Genomic DNA, 15,003 nt, shown 5'->3' with positions numbered 1-15,003 from the left:
TAGGAGCACAGACGACGGGCATGGCAAACCTGCCTGTCGTCTGTGCGGGACTGTATGGCGGGCCCGCCTAACCGGGGCGCGAGCGTGGTTTGGCAGGGGCAAGGGCAGGGTTTTCCGGCCAGTCATGGCGGGGGTAGCGACCGCGCATGTCCCGACGCATGTCCGCCCATCCTCCCTGCCAGAACCCGCCCAAATCTGCCGTAATGGCCTGTGGCCGCCCGGCGGGGGAAAGGAGTGCCAGCCGCAGTGCACCTGCCCGCCTGCCAGTAATGGCGTGCGCTCCGTGCCATAAAACACCTGTGCGCGGGCAGAGGCTACGGGCACGGGCTGGGTATAATCCACCTCCGCGCGACCACCGGGGAAGGGGAGATGGGTCGGCAACTGGCTCTCCAGCCATTGGTATTGGCTGTAGGTCAGCAGGTTACGTAAAAGGGCATGGCAGTCCAGAGCCTTGAGGGTGGCAACAGAGGTGCAGCCTGCCATGTAGGGGGCCAGCCACTCGTCACACGCGCAGCCAGCGCGGGGGAGGAAAAATCGGGCCATGCCTGTGTCTCTTCCACTGCGCCGGTATGGGGTATGGTGGGGGCGGATATGCTGCGGGCCAGTGCAACGCGGGCCTGCAACTGCTTTACGGCGTCTGTCCAGTTCAAGGCGCTTTCCATCGCGTCGCGCGCATGGAGCAAAAGGAGAGATGCGGCTTCCTCTGGTTTGACCTTTTCGGTCCGGTCCTTGAGCACAAGGCAGCCAATGCGTGTGCGCCTGCGTGCAAGAATATTGCCCGAGACAGGGTCTAGCGTGGTTTCCACCTGCTCATGTGTGCGTGCCAGTAGGGCGGGGGGTAGGTCGTTCAGGTCCAGCGGGGCAGCCAGCCGGATTTCGGCTGCTGTGCGCAGGTGCAGCCCGGCTACGGCCAGCAGGCGGCGGGTGGCGAGTGTGTCATCTCGTTTCAGGCGTGCGTTGCTGCCGTTAGCCAGCCGGTAACTGCCCGGCTCGCCCCGGCACAGGGCAATACGGTCGGGAAAGCCAGCCGCCAGCAGGGCCGCAGCATTCCCCTGTGCACGCAGGTGCTGGGGAACATTCAGCCGGGAACGAAAGCGCTTGGCCGCCAGTCTTATGCGGCTGAGTGCGGCCCGGTCTGCATCCGGGTGATCCTCTCCCGCGATCAGGTCCAGCCTTAGCCCAATATCGGCAGGGGGCGTTACCGGGGGACGGCCCTGTGCGCTGTGGCGTGGCCGCAGGGGGTCGCGCTCTTCCAGCAGGGCGGCCATGTCTGCGGCCAGTGCGGCTTCCTCCGCTGTGCGTGCGGCCAGTAACATGGCGGCAAGGCGCGGGTGTGTGCCAAGGTGGGCCATCTGTTTGCCAAGCGGGGTAATGTCTCCCGCGCTGTCAAGCGCTCCAAGGTGTTCGAGCAGTTTCCGCGCTGCGGCCAGTGCGCTGCCGGGGGGCTGGTCTGGCAGGGGCAGGGGGTCGGTGCTCCCCACAGTGTCGGCCCACAGGGCTGTAGCCAGAACGTAATCCGCCAGATCAGCCTCTAAATTTCGGGGCGATCATGCTGTGGCATGGCGCGTTGCGTGTTCGCGCTCCACAAGCAGTAGGCCGTTCCCGGAGCCTCGCGCCCGGCACGGCCTGCGCGCTGGCGTGCTGCTGCCTTGGAAATGCGCAGCGTATCCAACCGCGAAAGCCCGGCACCGGCATCAAACTGGGGGGCGCGGCGGTACCCGCAGTCCACGACCACACGTACCCCCGGTACGGTGAGCGATGTTTCCGCAATGGAGGTGGCCAGAATAACCCGCCGCTCGCCAGCGTCTGCCGGGCGGAGCACGCGGGCCTGTTCTGCCGGGTGCAACTCGCCATGCAAAGGCAGGACCGTGGCCGCTATCCCATCCAGCAACTGGGCGGTGCGCCTGATTTCACCCGTGCCGGGTAAAAAGGCCAGAATGTCGCCCTGTGTTTCTGCCAGTGCGAGCCGAATACCCGCAGCGGTAGCTGGTGCAATGTCACGCAGGGTGGGGATGTCTTTTTTGGCGTGGTGCACCTCCAGCGCAAACATGCGGCCCTCGCTGGTCAGGACGGGTGCGTTCATCAGGCTGGCCAGCCGCTCGGTCTCGGCTGTGGCAGACATGGCGACAAGCCGCAGGTCCGGCCGCAGGGTGCGTTGTAGGTCCAGACAGAAGGCAAGAGCCAGATCGGCTTCAAGCGAGCGCTCGTGAACCTCGTCCAGAATAACGCAGGCCACGTCCTCCAGCATGGGGTCCCCCAGCAGGCGGCGCAGGAACAGGCCTTCTGTCAGCACCTCTATGCGTGTCCGGGCCGATACGGCGCTGTCTATGCGTGTGCGGTAGCCTGCAAACCCGCCGACCTCCTCGCCCATAAGGGCTGCAATGCGCTGCGCGGCAGCCCGGGCAGCCAGCCTGCGGGGTTCTAGCATAATAATCCGCCCGCTCTCCCCACGCCATGTGCAGGCGGCAAGAACGGGCGGGATAGAGGTGGTTTTGCCTGCCCCCGGTGGGGCGACAACTATGGCGCTGGCAGGGCGCTGGGGTGTTGGTTCCACCGCCAGAACTGCGCGCAGCTGTGGTAGAATCTCCTTGACCGGCAGGCCATCGGCAATCTGATCAGGGTCGGTGGGAATGGGCTGTGGCGTCATGACGCCTTTTATGGCGCTGCCACGGGCACGCTGCAATGCCTGGGCCCGCCTCACATGCCCTGTGTCAGGGCCGGAGGCGGAGTAAAACGGGAGTTAGTGCGTTGCTTTTGTGCTGGACGGGAGGGTGAGAAAACCGGCTTTGGGGGAGAGGGTTTTCTTGGTTGGTGCCTGCGTGGTGCTATCATCCATTCCAGCGGGGAAGATGGCACTGAGTTCACTATCCTGCGCAGTGGATGCGGCGGTCGGTGCGCTGGTGCTGGATGCTTCCGTGCTGGCAGGTTCCACAGTAGTTGCGGCTGTTGTTCCTGCGCTGCTGGCAGCAGTGGTGCCGGAGGGGGTGCTCAGGCCGCTTGCATCCGATGTTGTGGCCGCGGCTGGTTGGGCATCGGGCGTGCCAGTCAGGGACTGGGTCTGGATGGCATTGTTCATGGGGGTGCCACCGGCATCCACCAGCCATTTGTTCAGGGAATGACGGATCTGGTACTCGAATTCGACATTGATGGTCTGCATCATGTCTTTTGTAATTTCGTACAGATTGGCCGGGCTTTCCACATCCTGCGACGGGTCAGGGTGCAGGGTCTGGGTTGCCTGGGCGGAGGCCGTGGCCACGCGCTTGCCCTCGGGGTTGAGCAGGTCCAGATGAATGTCCATCTGCCCGTCCAGCGTGCCGCCGGGCTGGTGGAGGATAAACGCCCGGTCAATAACAAAATGGGCTGTGGTTGCTGCTGCGGTGTTCCCTACCGCGACCAGCCTGTCCGATGCCATCTGCCGCAGGGTGTGGTCGGGCGGGGAGGGGGATTTGTAGCCAATATCGCCCGGTTCGGGGTTGGTTACGGAATTGTCCACAATATCCAGCGTTGCAACATTGAGGTGGATTTTGCCCAGATAGTCATAGTTCAGCGGTGCAAACTGGGTTGGCTGTGGCTGCCCCGCGCACCCTGCAAGGGCTACGGGCAGAACAAGGGACGTCACCAGATGAGAAAGACGCATACGGGGGAACAGCATCATGGCACAACCTCTTTGCAGCCGACTTGTAACGATCCCGCACAGCGCCTGTGCAGGGGTATTTTATGGCCCCGCCAATCTGCTCCGGGGCAGGTGGGGCGTCAACCATGTGGCAGGCAGGAGTGCCTCAGCCCATGGCCGAGGCAATATCCTTGCGCGGGAAATGAAAGTCCTTGTTACAGAACTCGCATGTCATGACGATTGTGTCGTTACTCACGCACATGTGGTCCAGATCATCCTCGGGGAAGCGCTGGAGCACGTCCACCAGCCGTGCGCGTGAGCAGCGGCAGCCAAAGGCCAGTGCGCGGGACTGGCTGACATGCAGGTCTTCCTCGTGGAACAGGCGGTGCAGCAGCTGGGGGGCTGGCAGGCTGTCATCAAGCAGTTCGGCTATGGTGAGTGTCGTGGCCAGAATGGTTGCAGTTTCCCATGCGCTGTCATCATGTGCTGCGTCGTCGGGGGTGCTCAGTTCTGTATCAGCCAGTCCACCTGCCCCGGCAATGCGTTCAAGCACCAGTGCACCGGAGCGCCAGCCCGCATCGGTCAGGGTACAGGCCAGCATAATCCAGCAGGCATGTTGTTCGCTGGTGGCAAAGTAATGTGTGGCCATGGCGGACAGGTCATCGCCAGCAATTTCCACAATGCCCTGATGGCGCTCCATGTCCGCCCCCTGATCAACGGTCAGGGCAAGATAACCATTTCCCAGCAGTTCGCGGTCGGTGGGCGCGGGGTTGCTGGCCAGCAGGCTATCCAGTGCTGCATCGTCCTTGCGGGCATAAAAGCGCAGAGCACCATCATGTGTGCAGTCCGCCACCAGCATGGAAACGGGGCCGTCCCCCTTGATTTGCAAGGAGAAGGAACCCTGAAATTTAAGGGCTGAGGCCAAGGCCGCAACAAGGGCGAGCGCCTTGCCAGCAAGGGCTGTGACCTGTGCCGGGTTGTCATGGCGGGTGAGCATGGCGTCCGCCAGTATGCCTGTGCGGATCAGCCGCCCGCGCACGGGACGCCCTGCCAGATAGAAGGGCGTTACACCGCCCGGAACCACCAGACCGGGCACATCGGGGCGGTCGCGGTCGAGAAAAGCCGGTTTTTCCATAAAAACGTTCTATCCTGCCAAAAACAAAATCAGGTCAGACCTGAGCGGAAATATCCAGCTCAAGCTTTTCAAGCTGCTGCTCAAGGGTGCGGGCTGCGGCGGGGGCAAGGTCCAGAGTGTCTGTCAGGGCGCGGAGCAGGCCCTTACGGCAGGCATCGTGCTCCATGTCCAGATCTTCCGCACGACCACACCCGGCCAGACAGTCCAGATAAGAGGCGCGCAGCGGTGCCAGCTTCTCGCGCTCAATGGGGAGTGTCGCCAGAATGTCATCCAGTGCGGGTTCCACCCAGCCGGGAACCGACGGGGTTTCTTCCGTAGTGGTGGGGATGGCGCCTTTTTGCACGTTGGTCATCGGCTTATTCCTTGCCAAAGGAGGTCCAGTTCGTCCCTCCCATTGTCCATGCCAGAATACCCTTTTGGGCGTGCAGGCGGTTTTCGGCTTCGTCAAACACAACGGAATGGGGGCCTTCAAACACATCCTGCGTGACTTCCTCCCCAATATGGCAGGCAGGCAGTGCATGAACAGGGCATCGGGGGCGGCAAGGGCCATAAGCCCTGCATCCACACGGTAAGGCTCAAGCCGTGCCATGCGCGATGCAGCCTCCTCGTGTGAGTCGGACATGCTGACCCATGTGTCGGTAACAATGCAGTCTGCTTTTTCTACGGCTGCGCGGGGGTCTTCCATCCACTCCACATTGCCGCCTTCCTGCTTTGCCCAGTCGAGCACGTCCTGCGGGGGTTTCATTTTTGCAGGTGTCGCCGCCCGGAGGGTAAAGCCAAAGCGCACTGCCCCTTCAATGAGCGAGACCAGCACGTTGTTGCCGTCCCCCGTCCACGCAAAGGTGCGGCCACGCACGGGGCCGCGGTGCTCCTCAAATGTCATGATATCGGCCAGAATCTGCACGGGGTGGGAGTGCGGGGTCAGGCCGTTGATAACCGGGCTTGTGCTCCAGCGTGCGAGTTCGTGCAGGTTTGTGGTGTTGCCTGTGCGCAGCACAATAGCGTCCACAAAGCGTGAGAGCACACGTGCCGTATCGGCCAGAGTTTCCCCCCGCCCGATCTGCATGTCCTGCGGGCTGAGCACCACGGCGTCGCCCCCAAGCTGGCGCATGCCCACTTCAAAGGAGACGCGTGTGCGCGTGGAGGGCTTGGACAGAATAAGCCCAAGCTGCCGCCCGGCCAGTGGCTGGCGTGGGTGCAGCGGAAAGCGGCGGTTCTGCTGCATCCGCTTCATGCTGCTGGCAACGTCCAGAATCTGCCGCAGGGTTGCCCCGTCCAGGTCCCGGAGGTCAAGAAAATGGCGAAGACCCGTCTGCACCGGTGTTATGGAGGAGGTGGAAAGGGCAGCACTCATGGGGTTGTCTCCAGCACGGGCTTGTTTTTGTTATCAGGTGTGCCGCGCAGGGCTGTTACCGCCTGCACCAGCATGGCCACGGCCTTGCGGCAGTCTTCTTCCGTTACGGTCAGGGGCGGGACAAGGCGCAACACGTTGTCCCCCGCTGTAACGCACAGGAGCCCGGCTTGCTGGGCTGCGGCCTGCACATCCCCCACGGCAGGGACGCAGCGCAGGCCAATAAGCAGGCCAAGGCCACGGCGCTGCGCAAAAATATCCGGTGCATCGGCTACAAGGCTGTCAAGCAGTGTGTCCAGCAATGCAGCACGGGTGCATATCTGGTCCATAAAGCCCGGAGCCAGCAGCACGTCCAGCACGGCATTGGCGGCAGCACAGGCCAGCGGGTTCCCGCCAAAGGTGGTGCCATGCGTGCCTGCGGTCATGGCCTGGGCCACGGTCTCGGTCGCCAGAATGGCCCCGATGGGGAACCCCCCGCCCAGCCCTTTGGCCGTACTCATGACATCGGGGGTAATACCTGCCCACTGGTGGGCAAACAGGCGGCCGGTGCGGCCAACACCACTCTGCACCTCGTCAAGGGCGAGCAGTACGCCGGTCTGGTCGCACAGGGCGCGCAGGGCGCGCAGGTAGTCCACGCTGGCGCATTTAATGCCGCTTTCGCCCTGCACGGGTTCAAGCATAACGGCTGCGGTACGTGGGGTTATGGCGGCCTTTACGGCCTCAATGTCATTAAAAGGCACATGCACGAAGTCGCCTACCGGCGTGCCAAAGCCTTCCAGATACTTCGGGTTGCCCGTGGCGGAGAGCATGGCCAGCGTACGGCCATGGAACGCACCGTCCATGCAGATAATTTCGGTCCGTTCGGGGTGGCCTGCCAGCATTTGCGCACGGCGGGCCATTTTGACCATGCCTTCGTTGGCTTCCGCGCCGGAATTGCAGAAGAACACGCTATCGGCAAAGCTGTTGGCGACAAGCCGCTCGGCCAGTTTTTCCGCCTGCGGAATACGGAACAGGTTTGAGACATGCATGACCCGCCCGGCCTGCTGGCTTATGGTTTCCACCAAATGGGGGTGGGCATGGCCAACGGAGCAGGTGGCAATGCCTGCTGCAAAATCCAGGAATCGTCGCCCGTCCGATGCGTACAGCCAAGAGCCTTCGCCCCGCTCAAAGGCGAGATCGGCACGCTTATAGGTCGGCATCAGGGGAGGAATCATGGAATCTGGTCTTTACGTTGGTGGTTATCAAACCTGAATGAGGGAGTCTGGAGCAGAGCAAAACAAAAAAACGCCCGCTACCGTAAAAGGGTGGAGCGGGCGGCCCGTTGCGCATCTGGGTATAATGCCGCGTTCATGTTGTGGGTGTCAAACTTCTGCATTGAGCAATTTGCATACCTCATATGCGGTTCTGAACTTTAAAGTGTGGAGGCGTAGTGGTGTGGAGGGGCAACATGGCATAGTATTCGTTCCCATGGACAAGACCGTGCCCCTTTCCTTTACCTGCCCGCCGCCGCAGCGTTCCACCCTGCGGGAGGCGGCTTTGGCGCATCTGGCCCGTTTTGGCACGACCCGGCAGGGGCTTGAGCAGGTTCTGCTGCGCCGGGTAGCCCGCTGGGCACAAAAGGCCCAGCGCGCAGGCGACTGTGCGGAGGCCGTGGCCGAACATGCGGCGGAACTGCGCCCTGTTGTTACAGGCATTGTGGATGACATGGTGCGCCTTGGCGCGGTGGATGACGCGGTATTCGCCCGCTCACGTGTGCGCAGGCTTGTGCGCTCGGGGCGCTCGGGGCGTGCTGTGGATGCGCATCTGGCAGCAAAAGGTGTGGCCTCCACCGTGCGGGATGAGGCGCTGGAGACAGCGGTAGGCACGCTCGGCCCCGCAGAGCGGGAGGTCTGTGCGGCTCTGGTGCTGGCGCGCAAACGCAGGCTCGGCCCTTTTGCCCCTGCCGACATGATGGATCATGAGGACGAGGCCGCAGCCATGGCCGCGCGGCACCGGGCGCTGGGGGTTCTTGCGCGTGCAGGCTTTGCGCGTGACGTAGCCCAACGTGTGCTGGACATGCAGGCTGAGGAAGCGGAGGCGTGGATGGATCGTTTGAGGGCCGAGTCGTGAAAGGCGGGCGCTTCTGCCTTGTTCTTCCGTTGCTGCTGTCGGCCTGCGCGGGTTCGGGTAGCGGGCATGGTAGCTGGCATGGAGCCGTGCAGTGCGCGCCCTACGCCCGTGCGCATTCGGCCATCAACCTGCGGGGAGATGCCGCAACATGGTGGTGGCAGGCGCGTGGGCAGTATGCGCGTGCGGCCAGCCCAAGGGAGGGGGATGTGCTTGTCTTCCGCTCTTCACACCGTTTGCCTTCTGGGCATGTCTCTGTTGTCAGGGAAGTGCGTAGCAGCCGTCTGGTGCTGGTAGACCATGCCAACTGGGAGCCCGGGGAGGTTACACGCCACGCCCCGGTGCAGGATGTCTCCCCCAGTAATGACTGGACGCGGGTGCGGGTGTGGTGGTCGCCCGTCCATGCGTTTGGCAAGACGGTTTATTCGACCTACGGGTTTATAGAGCCCTACGCACCGGGAAATAGCTGAAAAGGCGGTTTGGGCGCGGCTGAAAAGGAAAGACTTGCATCCCGGCGTGTTCGCCTCATGTAAAACAGCAAATTCAGGTCATGCAGACTGGCCGCATCACGCGCGCCGCAAGGTTAAGGAAGAGTGGAATGGGCAGCTTGAGCATCTGGCACTGGCTTATTGTTCTGGTGGTCGTGCTGGTGTTGTTTGGTGGTGGCGGCAAGATCAGCACCATCATGGGGGATATGGCCAAGGGCATAAAATCCTTCAAAAAACATATGGCTGATGACGAGCCGATGGACGACACCTCCCCGCGTGCGGGCTCTGCCCACATTGCTCCTCCTCCGGCTTCCACCGCCGAGCGGACCACCGCTCCGGCGGACAAGCCGGTCCAGCACTGACCACCGCCGGGGAAGGCCATCACCATTATGACGGATAACGCCACCACGGATTTTGTCCGCGGCGCGCAGGATATTGTCCACGCCGGACAGCGGATGGATGCGCGCGGCTGGGTGCCCGCCACGGCTGGTAACATCAGTTGCCGGCTGCCAGACGGGCGCATCGCCATTACCCGCTCGGGCTGCCACAAGGGGTTTTTGACCGAGGCGGACGTTATTACCGTGGATCTGGCAGGCCAGCCCCACCAGCCGCAAAACAAACCGAGTGCAGAAACCCTGCTGCACTGTCAGGTTTACCGTTTGTTGCCCGATGTCGGGGCTGTGCTGCACGGCCACTCCGTGGCGTCCACCGTTCTGTCCATGACGGAACCTTCGCCAGCACTCACGTTGCAGGACTACGAAGTCCAGAAGGTGTTTGAGGGCCAGACCACGCATGACGCCAGCGTGCGTGTGCCGCTTTTTGCCAACGATCAGGACATTGCCCGTCTGGCGCGTGAGGTTGAGCCGCACTTTGCCGACATGCCCGCAGGTTACATTATTCGTGGCCATGGTGTGTATGTGTGGGGCAAGAACATGGCCGCAGCCCTTGCCCGGCTGGAAGGGCTGGAGTTCCTGCTGGCCTGTGTTCTGGAGAGAAGGAAGCTGGGCATATGAGCAGCCTGAGTGTGTTTGAGGATACCCGCCCCGGCACCCCCCTGTTACAGACGCATGATGCCGCCGAAATTGCGGAAGCACTGGCCCCTTTTGGCATCCGCTTTGAGCGGTGGGACGATGTACAGCCCCCTCCCAAAGAGGCAGACGAGGCGACAGTTCTGGCAACCTACCGCCCATGGCTGGACAAGCTGATGGGCGAGACTGGGGCAGGTTCGGCCGATGTGCTGCGCGTTAATGCCCAGACCCCCAACAAGGAGGCCCTGCGCAGCAAGTTCCTGTCCGAACACACGCATAGTGAAGACGAGGTACGGTTTTTTGTGCATGGGGGTGGTCACTTCATCATGCACATCAACGACCGGGTGTATGACGTGGAATGCACGCAGGGTGACCTGATTTCCGTGCCCGAAGGGTATAAGCACTGGTTTGATGCAGGCCCCACGCCCGATATGGTGACGCTGCGCATATTCACCCACAAGGAAGGTTGGGTGGCGCAGTACACGGGGGCGGATATTGCCCGCCAGTTCCCCTCCTTTCCCAGCTAGGCGAAGATACGACCATGACGCAGAATACGGGCCCAGCCACGCCACGTGTGGTGCTGCTGGATATTGAGGGCACAACGCTGCCAGTCGCCTTTGTGCACAAGGTGCTCTTCCCCTATGCGCGCGCGCATCTGCCTGCACTGCTGGTGCAGCAGCATGATAATCCGGTGGTTGTGCAGGCTCTGGCGGAAACGGCGCAACTGGCCCCCGGCGTACCAGCAGCCGAACAGCTGGAGCGCTGGATGGACACGGACGCCAAGGTTGCGCCGCTCAAAAGCCTGCAGGGGCTTTGCTGGGAGCAGGGCTACCGTCAGGGCGAACTGGTGGCGGATTTATATGCCGATGTGGTGCCCACCTTGCAGGCATGGAAAGCCGCCGGGCTCACTCTGGCTGTCTATTCCTCCGGCTCGGAAGCGGCGCAGAAGCTGATTTATGGTTATACCGAGCAGGGGGATGTCACGCCCCTGTTCAGCGCGTTTTTTGACCTGAAGGTCGGTGGTAAAAGAGAGAGCGCGAGCTACCGGGCTATTGTGCAGCAGGCAGGCTGGGTTGCAGCGGATGTGCTGTTCCTGTCCGATGTTGTTGCCGAACTGGAGGCAGCGGAGCAGGCTGGCTTGCAGGTCTGCCAGATTGCCCGGCCGGAGGATGGTACGGTCTGTGGTGTCCGCCACCGGGTTGTGGCCTCCCTGCCGCAGGCTGCCCGCCTGTTTGGCCTGCCCGAAGGAGCGTAATGGGGCAATGACGATCAGCCTGCACACCAACTGGCGGGATATTCCCGCAGCGGCCCACGGCTGCGCTGCCGCACTGGGCAATTTTGATGGTGTGCATCTGGGGCATGCGCATCTGCTGCGCTCTGTGTTTGCCGCCCGTCCAGACCTGCCGCCTGCTGTTGTCACCTTTGAGCCGCACCCACGTGAGCTTTTTCGTCCGCAGGACCCGCCATTCAGGCTGACCCTGTGCACCGAGCGGCTGGAGGCCCTGCGTGCGCTGGGTGTGCGCCATGTGTTCCAGATCGGGTTTGACAGGGCTTTTTCCGAACTGACTGCCGAACAGTTTGTGGATGATGTGCTCCATAGCGCTCTGCACCTGCGCCATGTTGGCTGTGGTCCGGATTTTGCCTTTGGGCACCGGCGTGGTGGGCATGTCGGGTTTTTGGCCGAGCGTACCCGCCAGCTTGGCATGGGGTTTACCGCCGTGCAGGCTCTGGCAGATGAGGGCGGGCCTTTTTCCTCCTCCCGTATCCGCCGACTGCTCCAAGATGGCTACCCGGGCGAGGCCGCGGGTGAACTGGGGCGGCCATGGTGCATCCGTGGCGTTGTGCAGCATGGGGACAAGCGCGGCAGGCTGCTTGGCTTCCCCACGGCCAATATACCACTTGGCCGCCACCTTGAGCCTGCGCGCGGTGTGTATGCGGTGACAATCCGCCTGCCAGATGGGCGCAGCCATATCGGTGTTGCCAACATAGGCCGCCGCCCTACCATAAATGATGGGCAGCAAAGCAGGCTGGAGGCGCATCTGTTTGACTTTGAAGGGGACCTGTACGGCCAGGAACTCTCGGTCTGCCTGCACACCCTGCTGCGTGAGGAAAAGCGGTTTGACGGGCTGGATGCATTAAAAAACCAGATTACGCTGGATGCCGCACTGGCGCGTCAGGCGCTGGCCGCATCCCCTGCATCTCACTGATCAGGAAGGGGCAGGCAGGGCGGGGTTGAACCCGGCAGCCCGGTTTGGCGCTTGACCCTGAGCTTTTCCTTTTTGATAAGACAGTAACGACCAAGGTGGCGTGGGGGTAAAACTCCATATGCCATGAACCCGAACCGAAGTGATCTTAGCCTCCCATGACCTCATCGAGCAGCGAACCCGACAAGACATCCCTGGCCGATCAGTATCGCGATACGGTGTTTCTGCCACGGACCACGTTTCCCATGCGGGGCAACCTGCCCCAGCAGGAGCCAAAATGGCTTGAAAAATGGCGTGCAGGCGGGCTGGATGAGCGGTTGAAGCAGCAGGCACAGGGCCGCCCGGTCTTTACCCTGCATGATGGCCCGCCCTACGCTAACGGGCACCTGCACATTGGTCATGCGCTCAACAAGATCAACAAGGACGTTATCAACCGTGCCCACCGTATGGCGGGGTATGCGGTGCGTTACGTGCCGGGCTGGGACTGCCACGGCCTGCCGATTGAATGGAAGGTGGAGGAAGGGTACCGCAAGGCCAAGCGGGACAAGGATTCCGTTCCCGTTCTGGAGTTCCGTGCGGAGTGCCGCAGCTATGCAGGCAACTGGCTGAACATCCAGATGGAGGAGTTCCAGCGTCTGGGCGTTCAGGCGGAATGGCAGAACCGCTACGCCACCATGGATTTTTCCTCCGAGGCGGCTATTGCGGAAGAAATTGGCCGGTTCCTGCTCAATGGCAAGCTGTACCGTGGCCTGCGCCCGGTCATGTGGAGCCCGGTTGAAAAAACCGCGCTGGCCGAGGCGGAAATCGAATATCACGACCACACCTCCACCACCATTCTGGTCGCTTTTCCCGTCGTCAAGGACCCCACACCAGCGCATGCGCTGGCCGATGTGTCTGTCGTGATCTGGACCACAACGCCGTGGACCATTCCGGGCAACCGCGCACTGGCATATGGGCCGGAGATCACCTACGTGGTCCTGCGGGTGGACGAAACGCGTGAGGGCGCGATGCTCGAACCCGGTGCGCGGGTTCTGGTGGCTGAAGCACTTGTCGAGTCTTTCTGCTCCGAGGCGCATGTCAGCGCGCATCATATTCTCTACACCCTGCCCGGTAGTGCGCTGGCGGGGGCTGTCTGCGCCCATCCGCTGCGGGGGGCGGGGTATGATTTTGACGTGCCTATGCTGGCGGGCGAATTTGTGACCACCGATGCCGGGACCGGCCTTGTGCATCAGGCCCCCGCTCATGGTGAGGATGACTTCATGCTCTGCCGCGCCAATGGCGTGGATGTGCCCGAAACGGTGCTGGATGATGGCACATACGCGCCGTGGGTTCCCGGGTTTGCAGGCGTGCATGTGTTCAAGGCGGCCGATGTGGTCTGCACGACCCTTGCCAGCGTGATGGAGCGGGCCAATGCTGCGGGTACGGCCCCCGCAGGGCTTGTGGGCCGGGGGCAGATTGTGCACTCCTACCCGCATTCATGGCGTTCGCGCGCGCCGATCATCTACCGCGCTACCCCGCAATGGTTCATCCGCATGGATGGGGAAAACGCGCTGCGTGAGAACGCGCTCAAGGCGCTGGATAACGTGACCTTTGTGCCCGCACAGGCCCGCAACCGCCTGACTTCCATGATCCGCACCCGCCCAGACTGGTGCATCAGCCGCCAGCGTGCATGGGGCGTGCCTATTGCTGTGTTCGTGGAAAAACGCACGGGTGAAGTGCTGCGTGACCCCGCCGTCATGCAGCGTGTGGTGGATGCGTTCCGCTCCGAAGGGGCCGATGCATGGTACACCTCCGAGCCATCGCGCTTTCTGGGTGAGGGGCGTAACCCGGATGATTATGAGCAGGTGTTCGATATTGTGGACGTCTGGTTCGAGAGCGGGTCAACCCACGCCTTTGTTCTTGGGCGTCCGGGGTTGAGCTTCCCCGCTGATCTGTATCTGGAAGGTTCGGACCAGCACCGTGGCTGGTTCCAGTCCTCCTTGCTGGAAAGTGTTGGCACACGTGGTGTCTCGCCTTTCAAGGCCGTGGTCACCAATGGCTTTGTGCTGGACGAGCAGGGGCGCAAGATGTCCAAGTCCCTGGGCAACGTGATTGCCCCGCAGGACGTAAACGACAGCATGGGGGCAGATGTTCTGCGCCTGTGGGTCATGAACTCCGACACCAATGATGACCTGCGGATTGGCAAGGAAATTCTCAAGCAGCAGGGTGAACTCTACCGCCGCCTGCGCAACACGCTGCGCTGGCTGCTGGGTGGGCTGGACGGCTTTACCGATGCCGAGGTGGTTCCCTATGCCGAACTGCCCGAGCTGGAACGCTGGGTACTGCACCGCCTGAGCGAACTGGGCGGGCTTGTGGCCCGCGCGGTGGAAACGCATGAGTGGGTTGGTGTTTACCCCGCGCTGCACGGCTTCTGCACTACCGATCTGTCTGCTTTCTACTTTGATATCCGTAAGGACGCGCTGTACTGCGATGCACCGTCCAGCCCCACGCGCCGTGCTGTGCGTACGGTGCTGGATGTGCTGCACCGTTGCCTGAGCACATGGTTGGCCCCGGTGCTGGTCTTTACGGCGGAAGAGGCATGGGCAGCGCGGTTTGGCGAGCAGGCCAGCGTGCATGAGCAGGCCTTCTTCGACCTGCCAGCGGAATGGACCGATACCGATCTGGACGAACGCTGGGCGCGTATCCGTTCCGTCCGCCGCATTATCACAACCGAGATTGAGGGTGCGCGCCGTGCGGGCACCATTGGCTCCTCGCTTCAGGCGCAGGTCGAACTGACCTTCTCGGAAGAAGAAGCCAGCATTTTTGCGGGTGTGAACTGGGGCGAACTGGCCATTGTCTCCCATGTTGAGGTGGTGATCGACCCCACGTCCTCCTCCATTTATGTGGATGGGGATGAAGGGGGAGACCTGCATGGGGCTCCCGTGGTCCGGGTGGCAGAGGGCGAAAAATGCGCCCGCTGCTGGAAAGTCCTGCCCGAAACCGGGTCGAATCCAGCATACCCCGGTGTGTGTCCGCGCTGTGCGGATGTGGTGGCCCAGAGCGGCTTTGCCAGTGTGTCCGCACAGGCGGGCGCGTGAG

The 15,003-nt window shown here is 62.4% G+C and carries 12 protein-coding genes and 2 pseudogenes; 8 read left to right on the top strand and 6 right to left on the bottom strand.

The window, feature by feature from the left end:
• Positions 1 to 67 precede the first annotated feature (67 nt).
• The 6 genes and pseudogenes from hrpB to JCM25146_RS07555 form a co-directional block, all read right to left on the bottom strand.
• Positions 68 to 2,647, bottom strand: a pseudogene (gene hrpB / locus JCM25146_RS18000) (ATP-dependent helicase HrpB).
• Between the two features lie 93 nt (positions 2,648 to 2,740).
• The gene (locus JCM25146_RS23645; protein WP_025827051.1) at positions 2,741 to 3,655 is read right to left on the bottom strand and encodes a hypothetical protein; all 915 of its coding nucleotides are present in this window, start codon (positions 3,653 to 3,655) and stop codon (positions 2,741 to 2,743) included.
• 124 nt (positions 3,656 to 3,779) lie between these two features.
• Positions 3,780 to 4,748, bottom strand: coding sequence for an Hsp33 family molecular chaperone HslO (gene hslO / locus JCM25146_RS07570; RefSeq protein ID WP_025827049.1), 969 nt, complete (start codon positions 4,746 to 4,748; stop codon positions 3,780 to 3,782).
• A gap of 34 nt (positions 4,749 to 4,782) precedes the next feature.
• Positions 4,783 to 5,100 carry a hypothetical protein gene (locus JCM25146_RS20720; RefSeq protein WP_025827047.1) on the bottom strand — a complete coding sequence of 106 codons (318 nt, stop codon included), beginning with the start codon at positions 5,098 to 5,100 and terminating at the stop codon, positions 4,783 to 4,785.
• Between the two features lie 4 nt (positions 5,101 to 5,104).
• A pseudogene (gene argF / locus JCM25146_RS17995) lies at positions 5,105 to 6,102 on the bottom strand (ornithine carbamoyltransferase).
• A complete protein-coding gene (locus JCM25146_RS07555; protein WP_025827045.1) occupies positions 6,099 to 7,313 on the bottom strand; it encodes an aspartate aminotransferase family protein in 1,215 nt (404 codons plus the stop codon). Before JCM25146_RS07555 ends, argF begins: the two are co-directional and overlap by 4 nt.
• A gap of 265 nt (positions 7,314 to 7,578) precedes the next feature.
• Here JCM25146_RS07555 and JCM25146_RS07550 point away from each other — a divergent pair, with 265 nt between their 5' ends.
• From JCM25146_RS07550 to ileS, 8 genes are all read left to right on the top strand, one after another.
• Complete coding sequence (locus JCM25146_RS07550; protein ID WP_408734911.1) at positions 7,579 to 8,208, top strand: RecX family transcriptional regulator; 630 nt, start codon at positions 7,579 to 7,581, stop codon at positions 8,206 to 8,208.
• Complete coding sequence (locus JCM25146_RS07545) at positions 8,205 to 8,675, top strand: CHAP domain-containing protein (protein ID WP_025827041.1); 471 nt, start codon at positions 8,205 to 8,207, stop codon at positions 8,673 to 8,675. The genes JCM25146_RS07550 and JCM25146_RS07545 overlap by 4 nt, the downstream gene beginning before the upstream one ends.
• Positions 8,676 to 8,803: 128 nt before the next feature.
• The gene (locus tag JCM25146_RS07540; RefSeq protein ID WP_025827039.1) at positions 8,804 to 9,055 is read left to right on the top strand and encodes a twin-arginine translocase TatA/TatE family subunit; all 252 of its coding nucleotides are present in this window, start codon (positions 8,804 to 8,806) and stop codon (positions 9,053 to 9,055) included.
• Positions 9,056 to 9,082: 27 nt separating this feature from the next.
• Positions 9,083 to 9,706: a methylthioribulose 1-phosphate dehydratase gene (locus JCM25146_RS07535; RefSeq protein WP_025827037.1), complete on the top strand. Its 624-nt coding sequence runs from the start codon at positions 9,083 to 9,085 to the stop codon at positions 9,704 to 9,706.
• The gene (locus JCM25146_RS07530; RefSeq protein ID WP_025827035.1) at positions 9,703 to 10,248 is read left to right on the top strand and encodes a 1,2-dihydroxy-3-keto-5-methylthiopentene dioxygenase; all 546 of its coding nucleotides are present in this window, start codon (positions 9,703 to 9,705) and stop codon (positions 10,246 to 10,248) included. Before JCM25146_RS07535 ends, JCM25146_RS07530 begins: the two co-directional genes overlap by 4 nt.
• A 14-nt stretch (positions 10,249 to 10,262) precedes the next feature.
• Entirely contained in the window at positions 10,263 to 10,976 is a 714-nt protein-coding gene (mtnC, locus tag JCM25146_RS07525; RefSeq protein WP_025827032.1) for an acireductone synthase, read from the top strand.
• A 7-nt stretch (positions 10,977 to 10,983) separates the two neighbouring features.
• The gene (locus tag JCM25146_RS07520) at positions 10,984 to 11,928 is read left to right on the top strand and encodes a bifunctional riboflavin kinase/FAD synthetase (RefSeq protein ID WP_025827030.1); all 945 of its coding nucleotides are present in this window, start codon (positions 10,984 to 10,986) and stop codon (positions 11,926 to 11,928) included.
• 155 nt (positions 11,929 to 12,083) lie between these two features.
• On the top strand, positions 12,084 to 15,002 hold the full coding sequence (gene ileS, locus JCM25146_RS07515; protein ID WP_025827028.1) for an isoleucine--tRNA ligase: 2,919 nt from the start codon (positions 12,084 to 12,086) through the stop codon (positions 15,000 to 15,002).
• Position 15,003: the final 1 nt, after the last annotated feature.

The organism is Acetobacter okinawensis JCM 25146 (genome assembly GCF_000613865.1).
GTDB classification, from domain to species: Bacteria; Pseudomonadota; Alphaproteobacteria; order Acetobacterales; family Acetobacteraceae; genus Acetobacter; species Acetobacter okinawensis.
This window is presented reverse-complemented; position numbering and strand designations above follow the sequence as displayed.